Genomic DNA, 15,776 nt, shown 5'->3' with positions numbered 1-15,776 from the left:
GGAGGATCAACCGAAGTTCTCCATCTTTGTGTTCAGCAGGTCGTTGGGGAAGGCGCGGATCAGCAGCGCCTCCAGATCGCAGATCATGCCGTCCGCGACCCTCCAGGCGCTCACATAGGCGGCGAGGTCGTACAGCCGGACATTTGTGCTGCGGATCTGCCGTCTCATCTCGTCGAATGTCCGAAAATCCTGCCGCTGGACGGGATGGTTCACGCGGCGGATTTTCTGAACGCCGCGATCCCGGTTGAAGGCTAGGTTGATCTCCTTCCACAGGGACTGGGAGCGTGCCTGGCCGGCATAAAGCGCCCGACCCCGGCTGTCGTAGAACAGGTAAACCCCGCGTGCGGCGAGCAACTCCGCCTTGAGGCCGGCGAGATAGGGGTGAGCGTCATCGCCCGCACTCGGTGAGAATATCTCAACGTTGGCTCCCCCTCGGCTCCATTCCGGCTGAATCTCGAAGAACTCGACGACGGGCCGTATCACCGCCTCATGGGTCCGCTTTTCCGTGGCTTTCTCGGTGGAGGCCAGGAGGCGGGCGACCTGGACTGCCGTCAACTCGTCTCGCGCCTTCCAGTTCGCGAGTGTCGTCACCGTGATGCCCAGCCGCTCCGCAACAGCGCGGTCGGTGGCGGGCTCACCCTTCTTCTTCAGGTCCTTTCGAACCGCCTCGACAACGTCGCTGCCTTTCATGTCTTCCTCCCCGTGCAGGCCGGATCGGCCTGCGTTCCTGATCAGTGTCCGGGCGCGTCAGTGAACACGCCGAAATCCCCTCAGCACGATGGCCTCGGACGCCTGGGGCGGCGCATCCGCCGCCTCCGGCGGGGGCGCACGGCGCGGCGCCTGCCGGCTTCTGCGTTTGTCCCCGGGATAAAGAGAGAGCACGGCCCAGAGGCCGGCCGCCTCCCGAAGCAGCCGTATCTCATCGATCCGCCAGAGATCGGAGAGGCGGCGGATGAAGTCATCGAAATCGCCGCCGGCTTCTTCACGCACGCTCCCCGCTTCGGCGACCCGGGCCAGGAATTCAGCTCGCCACACCACTCCGGCCGCGACCTGTTCGTTGTCCACGAGCTGAGCATTCAGGCTCGCCAGCAGCAGAGATTCTTCTCGTTTGACGCTCGGCGCCCAGGTGCCGAAGCTGCCGGCGGTCTCTTCCAGGGTGGGCCGGATCGCCGCCGGCCGGCACGTGCGAAACCGCCAGATGTCCGCAGCGCGTCCGGTGGTGCGTCCCAGCCCCGCGGCTTTTTCGGCGCAAAGGTCAAATGCTTCGAGGAACTCGCCGGGCGTCCTCACTTCCTCCTCCGGCAGCAGCGGCAGGTCGAGTGCGGCCGCCAGGCGCGGTCCGTCGATGTCGCCGGCCGGGTCCAGGGCGCCGGCCACCGCCGTGAGGATGCGGGCTCCGATTTCTCCGCTGCGTCCCTGCGGCAGCCTGTTTTCCATGGCCGCCAGAAGCAGAGCGCCGAAGGATGTGCAGCCTGCGTCTTCGAGGTCGTTCAGGGCCCGGCCCACCGGGAAGCTGCGAATCGTCATGCGAAGAAGCGCAGGGTCGAGCGGCTCGAGCAGGCGCGGAGGTATCGGCGTACGCGGCGGTACGACCTGTCCTCCTTCGGTCAGGACCGCCAGCGCCAGAGGCAGAATCTCCGTGAGCCGCGCGGCCGGTACGCCCCAGGCCCGCTCCAGTCCGCTCACGAAAGCCGGGTAGGTGAGGGTGGAGCTTCCGGCGAAGGCCGCACGGGCCCGCGACCACCAGCCGGTGAAATCGCTGCTGAACTGCACCGGCGAGCGTGACTGGTCATCGGCCAGAAGGGCGTCGCACAGACCGTCCAGCAGCTTCCTTTCCCGCTGCCGTACGCGTTCGCGGGTAATGCCCAGCCGTTTGCCAAGCTCGTCGAGTTTCAGCCTGCCTTCGCGCGACCGCACCAGCCGTTCGCCGAGGATCAGACGGTCCGCTTCGTTGTCATGAGCCTCGATCCACTGTTCGATGACGTGAGCTGTCGATGCGAGAAAGGCTTCTCCGGTGGGCAGGGAATGGCCCGGAGTGAGGGGATAGCCCCAGGAGGCGGCCGCTGCGTCCCATCGGGGTTCGCCGGTCTCGTCGGCGCTGGCGGCGAGATCGGCCAGCCGCGTGTGGATGATATGCGCCGTGCCGGCGCCTATGCCATCCAGCCGAGCCAAACGCAGCGACACGTCATCCTGCTCAAGGTGACCGATCGTTCTCAGCCCGGCATGTCGCAGGTATTTTGCTTTTGTTCCCAGGCGCAGGACTTCCACAGGCCGGGCCAGAGCGGCCGGGGAAAAACGCGGCGCCGCGGGTTCTTCAGCCGAGGCTGCAGATGTAAGGATCCGACCGGTGCAGACCGCTTCGAACGCCGTCCAGTCCACGGCGCCGTTCTGGTCCCGGCAGGCGTCCAGGGTGCGCAGCCGACGTTCGACCAGAGCTGCAGCGGCCTGGCCGAGGCGTGGCGCGCGAAACAGCTCTGCGAACCCCTGACCGTAGTCGTCCATGAGACAGCCCACCGTGGTCAGTCCTGCGGCCATGATGCGTTCGGTGCGTACTCCCAGATGCAGTCGCTCGGCCGAAGCGGCGCGATCGGTCTCGGAAAAGGGCTGAAGATCTCCACTGCCGTCTCCCTGAGGCAGCCCGCACAGGCGACTGAACGCCTGCCAATCGACCTCGCCGGAGGCGCCTGTGGCGCTCAGGACAGCGCCGACACGCTCGCGCACCAGGGCGATCGTCCGCTGACCCAGGGCGGGCAGGCGCCGAAGCCGCTCGAAGTCGCTCACGGCGTCATCGAGAACCTCTCCCAGCGTGCTGAAACCGGCCTGCTGAAGGCGGGCGGTCTTGGGGCCAAGGCCCAGCACCGATACCGGGCGAAGCCGCTCTTCACGGCCGATGTCTGTCAGGCTGCCCACAGAGACCTTCAGTGTACGCGCCGCCAGCCCGACAGCTGGATCACACCCGGCTCGCCGCCAGCGACGTCCGATCCGCCGGCCTTTTCGAGATGGATGCGGTAGCGGCCCGAGCCGGGCGTTCCGGCGAAGACCAGGGCATCGCCCGGGCGGGCGCCGCGGAGATAGCCGGTCAGATGGGTGATGCGGTACTCGTTGCGCGTCCCGGTCCCGTGGAGCTTTTTGTTGTACCAGATATAGCGAAGCCGCCGCTCCTGCCCGTGCTCGTCCGTGACATCGATCCAGGCGCTGGGATTCTCCATCGCCGGGTCGAGAAACGGGAAAAAGGCGAGCAGTTCCAGGTCGCCCTTCGGCACGAGAATGCCGGCCTGATGTCCGCCGGTCAGACCGGTGTCGTTGGCGCTGAGTGTCTTGGAAAATGAGATCTCCGTCATGGGGTCGGCCTCAGGCTGAGGGCCCGCTGCAGATCCTCGCGTTCCTGTCCGCTGGGCGGAACGGCTTCTGCGCCCATCTCCCGCCTGCGACGCGCTCTTTCCATCATCACCTCCTCCACGGTGTCGACGTAGTACATGTGATAGACCGTCACCGGCTCGGTCTGGCCCCGGCGGTGCGCACGGGCGCTGGCCTGCAGCTCCAGAGCCGGGTTCCAGACCTGGGTGAAGTGGATCACGACCGTTGCGGCCGTGATATTCAGTCCAGCGCCGGCTGCACGGGGGTTAAGCACGAGAACCGCGGGCCCTTCGAAGGCTGTGAAGGCGTCGACCATGGGCTGGCGCTCGTCTGAAGGCGTTGAGCCGTTGATCGCGCCCCAGAAGGCTTTTGGCGCGCCGACGCGTTCTGCGGCCTCCCTCAGGATCGGTCCGCAGGCATTGAAGTTGGCGAAGATCAGAACCTTGCGACGATTGTGAAAAGCCTCGGTCAGAAGCTGGACCGCCCGTTCAAGCTTGGGGGTCATCAGATCCGAGCCCGATCCGCGTGCGATTTCGGTGCGATCTTCCCAGTCCGTTGCGGCGGTGTCTGGTGAGCGAAGCCATGGATGAGCGCAGAAGAGCTGCAGCTGGCCTGTGGCCACAAGGGCCCCTGCGGCCGGATAGCGCTCCAGGGTTTCATCGAGGACGGCGTCATAGTCGGCCGCAAGCGCTGCGCCCAGCTCCACCGGAACCTCCACGTCGGTGCGGGGCGGCAGGTCGTTGGCCACGTCCTTGACCCGGCGCCGCAGGACGACCGGCGCCGTGATACCGGCCAGTTCTCGCGCCGCCTGCTCATCGTCCGGGAACCGCGTTTCGAACACGCTCTGATCTCCCAGGAGTCCCGGCACCGCCAGATCCACCAGCGACCAGAGATCAAGCAGATGGTTCTCGACCGGGGTCCCGGTCACAGGAACGGTGCGCCGGCGCGGAATCGACGCCACGGCCAGTCGTCTCTGGGAAACCGGATTCTTTACCGCCTGGGCTTCGTCGCAGACCAGCCATGACCATTCCAGCGCCCTGAACAGCACCAGGTCGTTGACGGCCGTATCGTATGTGGTGATCAGCACCTGCGCGCCCAGAAGGTCGCGAGGCAGTCGGGCTCGGTCAGGTCCCCGGTGCACGCGCACACTGAGACCCGGAGAGAAGCGTGTCAGCTCCCGAACCCAATTGGCGATCAGGGTCGTGGGGGCCAGGATCAGGGCAGGCGCATCGGACGAAGGCGGATCCAGAAGCAGGGCGCCGATGATCTGAACCGTCTTGCCCAATCCCATCTCGTCGGCAAGCACGATCCCCCCCGCCTCGCGAACCGTATCGCTTATCCACGCCACCCCGCCCGCCTGATAGGGGTAGAGGGTCGCGTTGAGCCCCGGAACATCGAACCCGTCCGGTGAAGCGAGAGTCCGCGTGCTGGCGTCGGCGAGAGAGTCCGGTGCGATGCGCACCCCCAGCCGGTCGTCGGACCTGCGCTCCAGGGCCAGCACCTCGGGGAAGGCGAGGTCATCCGGATCGAGGCCCTCGAGCCGTTCGGCGACGATTCCTGCGATATCCAGCGGCAGAGGCCTGATCGAGGTCTCATCGTGCACCCACGCGAAGTCCAGCCCCGGTGCGCGCATGGGGAACGCTTCGCCGCGGCGCATGCGTACGGCTTCCAGAAAGGCGCGGTATCGGCCCTCGTCGCGGCGGATGACCAGGACGGGGTCCAGCACACTGTCGATGACGGCCAGTTCGGCGCCGACGACAGATGCTGCGTCCTGGAAGCTGCGGGGCAGAGCGGAGAGATCAGGCAGGGCCATGGCCGAGCTTCCTGCGGATATCCTCCACCGTCCAGGGCACGGGCCTGCGCGTATGGACGGCGCGGTGGCAGTTCGGGCACAGCGGCACCAGATCGATGGCGGGATCGTACGGCCGCGGTTCGCTCAGCATCGATACGGGCTCAAGGTGATGCACCTCGATGATCGAGCCCGCATCGCCGTAAAGGTCGCCTGGCTCGAGCCCGCAGGCGGCGCACCGATGGCCGTGGATGGAAAGACACAGGAGGCGATTACGGGCGCTTCGCTCGCGCCGGGTAACAACGCTGTGCGTGAGACGCCCTTCGGTATCGTGCTCTTCCGGCTCCTCATCCTCGTAGCCGATGAGTTCGGCCATGGCCGCCATAAGCGGCACCATCACCGTCTCGGCGGTCCGCACTATGGCTTCCTCGTCCCTGGGGGACGAAACGTCCCTGACGAGGATGTCTATGGCGAACTCGCTGCCGGTTACGCGCCACTCGTCGATCTTCTGGTCAGGAGCGATGGAGCATTCGCCCTGCGAGGCTGCGCGCCGCAGCAGGGCCCGGGCCGTGGTTTGTCGTTCAGCCGAGGCCGCGCCCATCTGGTCGATGCAGGGCCTCGCGAACTTTCCGAAGCGCACGGAAACCTTGTGGCGTCGCAGACCACTCGGATGAAGGCTGAGCACCGGTCCCGACCGCGATCCGAGATCCGAAAACCAGGCCGTCAGCCCGGTGCGGACCTGAGACGTGTCGGTGTCCACATGCACCGCTGCGCCCGTGCCGTCTTCCAGCACCGAGCGTAAGGTTTCGGTGCGCTGGGGCGTCAAGCGTCTGCTCCGCCCTCAGCCACGGCTTCGGCGATCTCCTCCAGGTCTCTGGCGGAGGGCGCGGGCGTATCCTTCAGAAGTCTTCGAAGATTGCCCGAGATCTCCTCGCGAATGTCCTCGAACATATTGGCCAGCTCGGGATCGGAATTGTTCTGTTCGGCGGCGGCGAAGGCCCACAGAAGAAAATCTATCCCCTCGACCGCATCGCCCAGGGCGGCGGCCCGCAGATAAATCTTCTGGAAGAAGTCATGGTGCCGGTTGATGCGCACGCCGATGCGGTGGCCGCTGCTGCCGACGCTGCGCATAGCCGGCTCCCAGACATGACCACTGGTGATGTCGTCAACGGCTTCGATGAAGATCCGCTCGGGGTCCACATTATTGTTGACCGGAATATGCAGGCGGATGCCGGCGCCGCGGTTGTTGTTGACCGTCACTTCCTGAGCGTCCGCGTCCACACCCACCACAGCAGCGGCCTTGGGGGAGACCTTGGCGATCGTCTTGTTGGAGCTGCCGTGGTTGATGGCCACGTCGCTGGCCGCCTCCCTGTTTCTTCGGCGGTACCGACTGTCTGCCTCGTTCCAGAAGGGCGTGAGGGTTTTTCGCAGAGACTCTTCGAGCGCCGGATCGAACAGAATTCGCGACTTCTTCACATCGATCTTGAAGGCGTCGTCCAGCTGGTGGTCGAAATCGAACTCCACCCGCAGCAGGGAGTAGTGCGGGTCGTCCGAACGGAAGACGCCCAGCCAGCCGCCGTTGTGAATGATGCGGCCTTCCCGGTGGATATAGAAGCCCTGGGCGCGGCTCGATATCCGCGCCTTCTGCTCATTCTCCTCCTTGGAGAGGTCCTTGCTGTGGGGCAGGATCCACGCGTTCATACGCGCTTCGTGTACCGAGCCGTCTTCCAGCTGGATTTTCAGGATCCGGGCGTGATCCGGCAGCACCTGCTCGGCCTTCTCGGGAAAGAACGGATTCCAGGGCGCGACCTGTTCTCCGTTCACGGTGATCTTCACCGTGGGGTAGGTGGTGTCCGCAGGTTCCAGATAGCGATGGAACACCAGGGCGAGGTGCTCCTTCAGCCGGTCGATGCGATTGCGCACTGCGCGGCGTTCCTGGGCGCCCCCAGCATCGAGGTAATCGCGGGACAGCAGCCGGTCGCATTTGGACCACACGACCAGGGTGCCGCTGTCTTCGCCGCAGAGCTCATCGTACCAGTGCTGCTCCATGGCCGTCACCGGTTCCTGCAGCATCTTCCAGTCGTTGATGTCCTCGACGTGCTCCAGGTCCCATTCCAGTTTGCCCAGCGGAGCGCCCGGCGTCGACCTGGAGAGCAGGCCGTAACGAAGGCAGATCGAGCTGGACGCCGTCTTCAGGCCGAGGCCGAACTTGCCGAGGCTCTTCGCACTGGCGCGTTTCGGGGCCCCGTAACGCATGGCGCTGAAAAGGCCGTCGGCGTCCATCCCGTCGCCGTTGTCGCCGAAGTAGACGAACTTGCGGCCGTCCTGCTGCAGCTCGACCTGGACATTCACCTCGGTGGCGTTGGCTGCGATCGCATTGTCGATGATGTCCGCCGCCGCGGTGTTGAAATCGTAGCCGGTGTCGCGAAGCCCGTAGATGAGCCGTGAGGGATCCGGCAGATTACGAAGGTCATCGCCGGGTGTGTTCGTCGTCATCTGTTTCTCCTCGCCGGACGGTGGACGCCGGGCGCCGTGTCAGCGGACTCGATATCGGGTGGCGCCCATCTACCTCTCCTCAACCATAACGGGCGAAAGTTGAAGCGCCGTTATCTCACCTGCCGTCCGGTACGTCCGAAAATGACGGAGAAAAGCCCGATACGAGCGGTGAACATGGCGGGAACCCCCCAGAGTTGCTCGGCGGGAATCTTTCTGACAGCCTGACCAAAATCGACACAGGATGGGGGCGAATCGGTGCCACGGACTCAGACGCGACACGATCGAAGGCTCGCCTTCCGGCAGCTGCGCGTTCAGGCGGGTCTGACCCCGGCGGAAACCGCCGCTCTTCTGAAGGTCGGGGAGCGCAGCATCAAGCGCTATGATGAGGGCAGGTCGACGCCCTCGGCACTGGCGATGGACACGATCACCCAGGCAGCTCAGAAGCGCGCCATCGCTGACCCTTTCTCGCCGCGCGCATTCACCTTCATCGACCTGTTTGCCGGTATCGGCGGGCTGAGACTGGGATTCCAGGGCATCGGCGGACACTGCGTGTTCACCTCTGAGTGGGACCGGTTCGCACAGCAGACCTATCAGCTGAACTTCCGCGACAATCACGAGCTGGCCGGGGATATCAGGGAGTACAGCGCCGATCCGACGCTGATCCCCGATCATGACGTTCTGCTGGCAGGGTTTCCCTGTCAGCCCTTCTCCATCGCCGGGGTGTCGAAGAAGAATGCCCTTGGTCGTCCGCACGGCTTTCTTTGCGACACCCAGGGGACGCTGTTCTACGACACCGCCGAGATCATCCGGGCGAAGCGTCCGGCGGCGTTTGTGCTGGAGAACGTCAAGAACCTTGAGCGCCATGACGGCGGAAACACCTTCCGCACGATCATGAATGTGCTCGAGAACGAACTGAATTATCAGGTCACCGCCAGGGTGATCAGCTCGGAAGCCTGGGTGCCCCAGAAGCGGGAGCGGATCTTCATCGTCGGGTTCAGGGAGCCCACGGATTTCGACATCCGGAAGCTCAAGCTGCCGGATCCGGCCGCCGGTCCGAAGCTGGGTTCCATACTGCAGCCCCACGAAGAAGTGGACGCCAAATACACCCTGACGCCCCGCCTCTGGGAGTATCTCCAGGCCTACAAAGCCAAGCACGCAGGGAAGGGGAATGGTTTCGGCTACAGCCTGTTCGGGCCCGATCAGGTCGCCCGCACCCTTTCGGCCCGCTATTATAAGGACGGGTCCGAGATCCTGATCGATCAGCCTGGCAAACGGCCGCGCCGGCTCACTCCGCTGGAGTGCGCGCGGCTCATGGGTTTCGAAACGGAAAGCCGAAGCTTCCGACTGCACGGATCCGACACCCAGGCTTATCGGCAATTCGGAAACTCGGTCGTGGTGCCGGTGGTGGAGTTTATCGCTGACGCGATGAAGCCCTACATCGAAGCGGCTGTTGTCGGCGACGACGCCAGAGGAAGGGCGGCGGCCTGAGTATTCCGGAGACCGGCTCCCGTCGAGTTGCGCGGGCGGAAGGCCGCCGCTCTCCCTTCTGCGTTCGGCTCAGGCCTCTTCAAGCCGCCAGATTTCAACAGCAGTGGCCGATGTGCTTTCGCGGCGCAGTATGGCCACTGCCGACCCGTCCGGCGCGTGCAGCAGGTCTTCAACGCCGTCGTCACCGATCTCGAAGCCCCCGAGAAGTCTGCCCGTCACCACGTCGTAGACCCGGATCATTTGTCTGCAGCGCGTGATCAGGCCTTCGCCTCCGCCGCTGAACACCAGCCCGCAGACCGGCCCTGGAAATCCCCCGAACATGAGCCGTTCATTGCCTGTGGTCGCATCCCAGAGATAGACCAGCGAATCCATGCCGCCCGTCGCGAGCGTCCTTCCGTCCGGGGACCAGGCCAGAGCGATCGCCGGGCTGGCATGCCCTGTCAGGGTGACCATCCGTCGACCTGAGGCGATATCGTAGATCGCCCCGCGGCCGGCGCCCCCGGAGGAGTCGTCCCAGACGGCCAGCCTGCGGCCGTCGGGGCTGACGGCTCCGGCCTGCCCGGGAACGGACAGCAACACCCGGTCATCTTCGAGGTCGATCACCTGGATCGTATCGGTCTGATCCGGCGGCGGCTCCCCTTCCTGCGGCAAGGGCCCCAAGTCCGTGACGACGGCGGCCAGGCGGGACAGATTGTCAGAAAAATTTATGGGACGAGCCAGGCAGGCGTTGGGGTCGTCCGTCGCGGCCATGACACCGCCCGCGTTCTCGAATGTAGATCCATAGAGGATGATGTTGCAGTAGTTCCCGGCGCCCGCGAGGATTGCGGCGAAACGATCACCACCGGCCGAACTGACAATCCGTCCGTGGGGAATACCCCAACCCGAGAATGCGCCGGAAGCCAGGCTCAGCGCGAAGGCGTAGCTGTGATCGTCGACCTGAATGCCCACCACGTCGGAGGCTGCAGGGAAAAGGACATCGCTCAACATTCCGGCGGGGGTGCTCTGGGTGGATACTTCCCCCGGCAGCGGCCCGATCACCGTGATCATCCGCCCCTGGCGGACGTCCCAGACCTGCACGGCATTCTGGAACTCCAGCCATCCCAGCCTGGGGCCCAGCCGGTCCTGATCGCCGGGGCCGCGTGCCTCCAGGGTCAGGGCGACCCGGGAAGCGCCGGGGGCGAGTCCGAGAAGACGTCCCCTGCAGTCGCCTCCCGCTGCAGGGGACGAAGGGCACGGTCCGAGCTCGGTCGCCAGGGAGTGCGCCAGTCTCAAACGCGTGGCGACTGCAGGAGGACCGGACCAGGAGCCGGGGCTTTCGACACTCCGGGAGGATCCTGCGCGCTCGCGCTGGGCGCCGGTTCCCGACGCAGCTGCAGCGCCGCATCCGTAGGAGACGCGCCGTGCTTCCAGAACGAGGCGATAACGCGACGTTTCGTAGCGATCTGCAAATGCGGCCAGAGAAGCGCAGTCTGAGACCCGGACCCATGCGACGTCCTCTGCTGTCTGAACCAGCAGGGCTTTGGCGGACCCGGCCGAAAGCGGGGTCAGGGCAAGGATTGCAAGCAGGGGAGCTGTCAGTCTGCGCATCTTGTCCATCTCTCGACCGGACCGCCCAGGAGGGGAGTCATTGTGAGGGTGTCGCCCCGACGATCCGGGGCGACGCGGTAGCGCTGCCCGGCGGCCTGTTCGGGCCCTGTGACCACCAGGTAGACCGCGTCGTCCTCAACGCGTTCGATCTGTTCTCGAAAGCGCAAGCCCTCGATTTCGAGGACAACATCATTTCCGTTCCGCCGGATGGTCCTGTCGCATCGGCTGCCGGCTTCATCCAGACGCCATGCTCCCGAGATCAGGGTGTCGGCCGGGGGGGCGGGGCAGGTGGGAGCCGACGGGACCGCCCAGCAGTACACGATCTGCAGCGGATCGCGGCCAAACTGTCCCCAGACAACAAGGAAGAACGCCACCAGACCGACGCCGAGCGCGATCTTCAGCCATCGCCCGGCGCGTGTTCGGGAGCGACGAATGCCCTGCACCAGAAAGGGCGCGGCGATCACCCCCAGAACGGTCAGCAGGATGTCGATGGTAATGTGCATCTGCCGTCTCCCCCGGCCGAAACAGTGTCCGAGAGAACGGCAATTGTCCACGGGTCCCGGAGCCGACGAGGGACGTATCGGCGGAGGCGCCGGGCAGCCGGCCCCCGGGGGCGTCAGGCGTTCTGCACTGCCCATTTTCAGATCGCGGGCAGGTGTGCGCCGACCTAGAACTCGCTGCCGACAAAAATTCCGATCCCGGCTGTGTCGTCATCCGTATTCGGGTCGTCGTCTTCGGTCTGGAGCTTGAAGCGCACGCCGCCCCTCAGTCGGCCGTTTCCTCCGGGGAGCACATAGAGCGTGCCCTCCAGTCCCCACACCTCGTCCTCGAAATCGTAGGCCGCTCGTGCTCGCGCGCTCAGGTTGAAGCCGAACAGCTCCCCGAGACCGCCGCGCCGCAGTTCGCCGAACAGGGCCGCCGTGCGATCAAGCTCAGGAGGTGCAAATGCTCCGGTGAAGCACTCCTGGGGGCCGGTCGGGGGCGGGGCCGGGCACAGCGTGCGGGAGCTAGCTTCCTCATAAGCCTCCCGGTAGTGCAGACCCACGCCCCGATACCACCCGCTCCACCAGGCGCCGGTGCCTCGATAGGCCCCGCCGATCTGCGCGAGCACATCCACCGGTTCGCGGCGGTCCTCTTCTTCCGCAAATGTGGTCGGGTCGCGGAACGCATAGGTCTTTGCGCCAAGGGTAGCCTCGATCCGCAGATGGGTGGTCCAGTGGTCGGCGGGGATGACGCCGAGGGCTTCCCGATCCTCTGCAGAGGTTACATAGGACGCAAGGAGATCACTTCGAAGGCTGTCGCAGATCGCCGTGTCGTGACGGCCCTGGCTGAGGCAGGCAGTGCGCGCATCCCTTATGATGCGTTCAAAAACGGCCGGCGAGACTTCGTCTCGAATGCGCCGTGTGCTGGCAAGCGAATAGGCCAGGGTGACCGAACCGACTCCGGCGAGGCCCTGATCGGTTATGAAATCCGCGCTCTCCTCGTCATCTCCCAGAGGAGTGGTGAAGGCCGCGGAAATGGTGTGGAGGCGCAGCAGGCCGCCGGGCGGTACATTTTCTCGCTCCCGCGAGTACGTAAGTCCGAGCGTGGCGTCGGTCTTGTTCGTGGCCGCCTCGATTTCGAAGAGGCCGGAAAAGTCCCTTCCCCATGGCAGGTGGGCTTCGGCTACGGGGCGCAGCTCCGGTCTCGGTGCGGAGGCGTCCGGCTCCTCCTGAGCGAAGGACGCCGCCAGAACAGCTGCAAGGATCGGGGCTTCAAAGCCTGTCACAGCGTCCTCCACTGTTTGATGTACGCCGGTGTGTCGTCTTCGAACTCCACCTTGAACTCGGGTTTCAGGGTGCGATCGCCTACGGTCAGTGTCAGCTCGAGCGTCCCGCCGGGATTACCCGCCGTATGGCAGGCGAGAATGAAACCGGAGACGCCTGTCGGAAACGTGTGCTCCCCCGAGCCGTTCGTAAGCGCTACCTGCGCGTTGACGACGTCGCCGTCGGGCAGGTTGTAGGTTACGAAAACAAAGCCGAAGGCCCTGTTGCCGGCGTCCTTGAACTTCCTTTTGAAACGAACCTCCGTCACGTCGCGCCCCACGATCTGAAATTCGACGAACCATGTTCTTTAATCGTGGAATGTGCAACTGGAAATTGCAGGTAAAATTTGATCGCTGATGCCGGAAGCGCCAGGCGGTTCGATTTGAAGGCTTGAAGTTCGCGTAACGGTCGTATTGATTTTGTTCGCAACACCGGGGGGCGTGCGTGAAACAGGTCGGACTGCAGCCTTTTGATCTTCGCCTCGACGCCATGCCCGTCGGGCAGGATTACCATGGCGCTCTGACGGTTCACGGCCCCGGCGGAGGCTCCACCCGGGACAGGATCTACATCTTTGACTTTCAGCAGGTGATAGATCTTTCCGGCGCCGTTTTTCGCCGGGTGGGCGAGCTGGTCAATGCCGGCGAGTTCAGTCGGGCCTCACTGGCCGACGCCTCGCTCGTCTCTTTGCTGAACAGGCTGAATCTGTCGCTCTACGGCATACGGGTTGCTGAAGATGGTCGGACGCTCCGGGATGTGATGATGCGGGTTCTGTCCGGACCTAGCCTCCCGACGATGATCGTGAGCGGCGCAATGCGCATGATCCCATGGGAGCTGACCTCCCCCGAGCGATCGTCTGACAGCGGCGAGATGTTGGGTGGCCGGATGCACATTGTGGGATCCACCGATCCCGAAGTCCGATTGAACTCGCTCGGCGGGCGCGCCGGATACCGGCCCAAGCCCCGCACAAACGTGCTGGCCATACCCAACCCGATCAGGCTTCGCGCGATCGGCAATACGGCTTTGGACGGAGCTGCGGCTGAAGCGCTTTTGGTCAAGGCTCCGAATATGATGACGACGGGGTCAATCGCGCCGGAGCTGGTCAGAGGAGGGCCTAAGGATCCGCTTTTCAGTCACTTCGGTCCTTTGGGTTACGACCTCGTCCATGTGTTCGCGCACTGTGATTACGAAGGCCGGGAGTTTCGGCTGAGGGTCTCGGACTCGGTCGATCTCAGCAGAACCGATTTCTTCGAACACGAAGCGGCTTTCCCCACGAATGCATTCCACTTCCTGAATGTCTGCAATGGAGCCCCGAACCCGGACAACAGGACATTCTCCCTGCTCGATTACCTGGCGAAGCAACACTACGCAGGAGGAGTTCTGGCATCGCTGACGCCTGTCAGGAGCACCGCGGCCGTGGCGATGGCGTCGGCGTTCTATGCAGGTTTTCTGCCGCAATCGAACCAACACCCCGGAAGGTCTGCGGCGGATGCCCTTATGGCTGCGCGTCTGGAACTCTGGGATCAGGACCTGGCCGCCGGCTACCTTTACCGGACCTATGGCCGGCAGGACGTGACCCTTCAACCAGTCGATAAAATCCTGGAGACAGCCAATGTCTGACGATGATTCTTTTCCTCTGATCGGTAGTGAAGCAGCCCACTACGTGACAGACACCGCTGTGCGAGGCGGGGCGGTCTCGTCCCGCATTTCAATAGACAAGCTGCGCGACCAGATCGCCAAGATGAGGCGCGTCGTATCGGGGCCGGAGTTTGAACGCGAAGCTGCCGGCCCGGGGGGCTTTCAGCTGGATGAGATCAAGCTCACGGCGGAACTGACGGCCAGCGCAGAGCTCGGTTTCCTCGTCGGAGGCGCGGAGGCAGAGGCCAGGGGGGCGGTCGAGATCACATTTCGGCGCCGGGGCTAGCTTCGCATGAACCTGGTGCAAATGCTTGAGGCCGAGGAGGCGGGCCGCCTGCTCGCGATCAGGTCCATTCCCGAATTTCGACCGGGCGATACGCTGCGCGTAAGTGTCCGCGTCAAAGAGGGCGACCGAGAACGCATACAGGCCTTCGAAGGCGTGTGCATCGCTCGGGAAGGACGCGATGTGAACGAGAGCTTCACGGTACGCAAGATTTCGTTCGGCGAAGGAGTGGAGCGCAAATTCCCGATACTTTCGCCGAACATCGCCGGTATCGAGGTCAAACGTCGGGGCGTCGTTCGCCGCGCCAAACTTTACTATCTTCGCGACCGCCGCGGTAAATCGGCCAGGATCGCTGAGCGACAGAGCTCACGATCGGATCGAGCCCGAAGAGAAGCAGGTGACGGGGAGCGTGAACGGATCGACAGTCGTGCGCTCGCTTATGCAGGCGCCGGCGTCGCTCTGAAGGCTGACGTTCATGCTGAACATCGAGCCCCTGCGCCGGATTCGACCGCGGAGATTTCCTTTGGGGGCATCGTTGATGATGAGCTTGATTCGGGGCAAGCTCCGCCCGCCAGCAAGCCGGATATCGTCACCATGACGTCTGCTTTCCGCATGCTTTCGCGTCACAATCACGCATCCACAGGGATAGACGTGCGGGCGCTGGTGTCGGAGGTTACGGAGAAGCTGCCGGAAGGGGACTTTGACCCCGGAAGTATTGCTGACGCCCACCGACTGGCCGTAGGGCTGAGCGAGCACCTCAGCCCACTGATGTTCTCCCAGGACGATGAGGTCGCCGCCCTCGCTCGCGTCGCGATGGTGCGTCTGGCCAGGCTGTTCTTCGACAGCCCGGGGCGAAAGGAGGATGAGGTACTGGCTCGCCTGCTGCGTCATCTCGATCAGCGATTGATCTGCCAGATCCGCGTGATACCCGAGAAGCAGGGCGTTGTGATGAACCTCTCCTGTCGGGACCTTGTGCGTTCGGCGACAAAGCAAAAGGGACTGGCCGACGAGCCGCTTTCCATACAGATCTTCGTCGATGACACCCAGGATCACGAAGTTCAGGAGATCGGTCGGGCAGAGATGGGGCCCCGCGATCAGGCCGTCATCCGTCACCGAATTGATGGCGATCTCAACACGCTGGCCGGCCGCTTCATCACTGTCCTGGCTGACGGGCGCGATGTCTATTCAACGCGCATAGATGAGGCGAGCGACGTCATGTTCGTTGTGTAAGTACGCCAGGCCGACTGAATGCTCGTGCGGCCTTGCTTTGAGGCTGCGACGCGCCGGGGGGCGAACAGGGCGGCCCCGGTTCGACTCCGCCCAAGTCTGAGGAACA

At 64.3% G+C, this 15,776-nt stretch carries 13 protein-coding genes and 1 pseudogene; 4 read left to right on the top strand and 10 right to left on the bottom strand.

Features of this window, described 5'->3' with window-relative positions; translation table 11 throughout:
- Window positions 1-6 precede the first annotated feature (6 nt).
- From ACI8U3_RS06360 to ACI8U3_RS06335, 6 genes are read right to left on the bottom strand one after another with little or no spacing between them, the layout of a single operon-like run.
- Complete coding sequence (locus ACI8U3_RS06360) at window positions 7-690, bottom strand: hypothetical protein (protein WP_415014019.1); 684 nt, start codon at window positions 688-690, stop codon at window positions 7-9.
- A 57-nt stretch (window positions 691-747) separates the two neighbouring features.
- Window positions 748-2,910 carry a sigma factor-like helix-turn-helix DNA-binding protein gene (locus ACI8U3_RS06355; protein WP_415014018.1) on the bottom strand — a complete coding sequence of 721 codons (2,163 nt, stop codon included), beginning with the start codon at window positions 2,908-2,910 and terminating at the stop codon, window positions 748-750.
- A gap of 8 nt (window positions 2,911-2,918) precedes the next feature.
- Window positions 2,919-3,341, bottom strand: a complete 423-nt coding sequence (locus ACI8U3_RS06350) for an EcoRII N-terminal effector-binding domain-containing protein (RefSeq protein ID WP_415014017.1) — start codon at window positions 3,339-3,341, stop codon at window positions 2,919-2,921.
- Entirely contained in the window at window positions 3,338-5,170 is a 1,833-nt protein-coding gene (locus ACI8U3_RS06345; protein ID WP_415014016.1) for a DEAD/DEAH box helicase, read from the bottom strand. The genes ACI8U3_RS06350 and ACI8U3_RS06345 overlap by 4 nt, the downstream gene beginning before the upstream one ends.
- A complete protein-coding gene (locus ACI8U3_RS06340; protein ID WP_415014015.1) occupies window positions 5,157-5,972 on the bottom strand; it encodes an HNH endonuclease in 816 nt (271 codons plus the stop codon). The genes ACI8U3_RS06345 and ACI8U3_RS06340 overlap by 14 nt, the downstream gene beginning before the upstream one ends.
- Window positions 5,969-7,642, bottom strand: a complete 1,674-nt coding sequence (locus ACI8U3_RS06335; RefSeq protein WP_415014014.1) for an ATP-binding protein — start codon at window positions 7,640-7,642, stop codon at window positions 5,969-5,971. The genes ACI8U3_RS06340 and ACI8U3_RS06335 overlap by 4 nt, the downstream gene beginning before the upstream one ends.
- 414 nt (window positions 7,643-8,056) lie before the next feature.
- On the opposite strand from ACI8U3_RS06335, the gene dcm reads away from it, so the two are divergent.
- Window positions 8,057-9,130 (top strand): DNA (cytosine-5-)-methyltransferase, encoded by a 1,074-nt coding sequence (dcm, locus tag ACI8U3_RS06330; RefSeq protein WP_415014013.1) that lies wholly within the window; start codon window positions 8,057-8,059, stop codon window positions 9,128-9,130.
- 69 nt (window positions 9,131-9,199) lie between these two features.
- Here dcm and ACI8U3_RS06325 read toward each other — a convergent pair whose 3' ends face one another.
- The 4 genes from ACI8U3_RS06325 to ACI8U3_RS06310 all read right to left on the bottom strand — a co-directional run bounded on the left by ACI8U3_RS06325 (window position 9,200) and on the right by ACI8U3_RS06310 (window position 12,802).
- Window positions 9,200-10,207, bottom strand: a complete 1,008-nt coding sequence (locus tag ACI8U3_RS06325) for a WD40 repeat domain-containing protein (protein ID WP_415014012.1) — start codon at window positions 10,205-10,207, stop codon at window positions 9,200-9,202.
- A gap of 497 nt (window positions 10,208-10,704) precedes the next feature.
- Entirely contained in the window at window positions 10,705-11,220 is a 516-nt protein-coding gene (locus ACI8U3_RS06320) for a hypothetical protein (protein ID WP_415014011.1), read from the bottom strand.
- A gap of 164 nt (window positions 11,221-11,384) precedes the next feature.
- Window positions 11,385-12,485 (bottom strand): hypothetical protein, encoded by a 1,101-nt coding sequence (locus ACI8U3_RS06315; RefSeq protein WP_415014010.1) that lies wholly within the window; start codon window positions 12,483-12,485, stop codon window positions 11,385-11,387.
- On the bottom strand, window positions 12,482-12,802 hold the full coding sequence (locus tag ACI8U3_RS06310; protein ID WP_415014009.1) for a hypothetical protein: 321 nt from the start codon (window positions 12,800-12,802) through the stop codon (window positions 12,482-12,484). Before ACI8U3_RS06310 ends, ACI8U3_RS06315 begins: the two co-directional genes overlap by 4 nt.
- A 164-nt stretch (window positions 12,803-12,966) precedes the next feature.
- Between ACI8U3_RS06310 and ACI8U3_RS06305 the strand changes: the two genes are divergently transcribed.
- From ACI8U3_RS06305 to rplS, 3 genes and pseudogenes are all read left to right on the top strand, one after another.
- Window positions 12,967-14,139, top strand: coding sequence for a CHAT domain-containing protein (locus tag ACI8U3_RS06305; RefSeq protein ID WP_415014008.1), 1,173 nt, complete (start codon window positions 12,967-12,969; stop codon window positions 14,137-14,139).
- Window positions 14,132-14,443, top strand: coding sequence for a hypothetical protein (locus ACI8U3_RS06300; RefSeq protein ID WP_415014007.1), 312 nt, complete (start codon window positions 14,132-14,134; stop codon window positions 14,441-14,443). The genes ACI8U3_RS06305 and ACI8U3_RS06300 overlap by 8 nt, the downstream gene beginning before the upstream one ends.
- Window positions 14,444-14,449: 6 nt before the next feature.
- Window positions 14,450-14,821: pseudogene (gene rplS / locus ACI8U3_RS06295) on the top strand (50S ribosomal protein L19); the annotation flags it as partial.
- Window positions 14,822-15,776: the final 955 nt, after the last annotated feature.

This window comes from Brevundimonas sp., from assembly GCF_047617075.1.
Lineage (GTDB): Bacteria > Pseudomonadota > Alphaproteobacteria > Caulobacterales > Caulobacteraceae > Brevundimonas.
This window is presented reverse-complemented; position numbering and strand designations above follow the sequence as displayed.

Excerpts from the sequence above, each read along its gene's own strand:
- ACI8U3_RS06360 (WP_415014019.1), bottom strand. The coding sequence starts at position 690 with ATGAAAGGCAGCGACGTTGTCGAGGCGGTTCGAAAGGACCTGAAGAAG.
- ACI8U3_RS06350 (WP_415014017.1), bottom strand. The coding sequence starts at position 3,341 with ATGACGGAGATCTCATTTTCCAAGACACTCAGCGCCAACGACACCGGT.
- ACI8U3_RS06345 (WP_415014016.1), bottom strand. The coding sequence starts at position 5,170 with ATGGCCCTGCCTGATCTCTCCGCTCTGCCCCGCAGCTTCCAGGACGCA.
- ACI8U3_RS06335 (WP_415014014.1), bottom strand. The coding sequence starts at position 7,642 with ATGACGACGAACACACCCGGCGATGACCTTCGTAATCTGCCGGATCCC.
- dcm (WP_415014013.1), top strand. The coding sequence starts at position 8,057 with ATGGACACGATCACCCAGGCAGCTCAGAAGCGCGCCATCGCTGACCCT.
- ACI8U3_RS06320 (WP_415014011.1), bottom strand. The coding sequence starts at position 11,220 with ATGCACATTACCATCGACATCCTGCTGACCGTTCTGGGGGTGATCGCC.
- ACI8U3_RS06300 (WP_415014007.1), top strand. The coding sequence starts at position 14,132 with ATGTCTGACGATGATTCTTTTCCTCTGATCGGTAGTGAAGCAGCCCAC.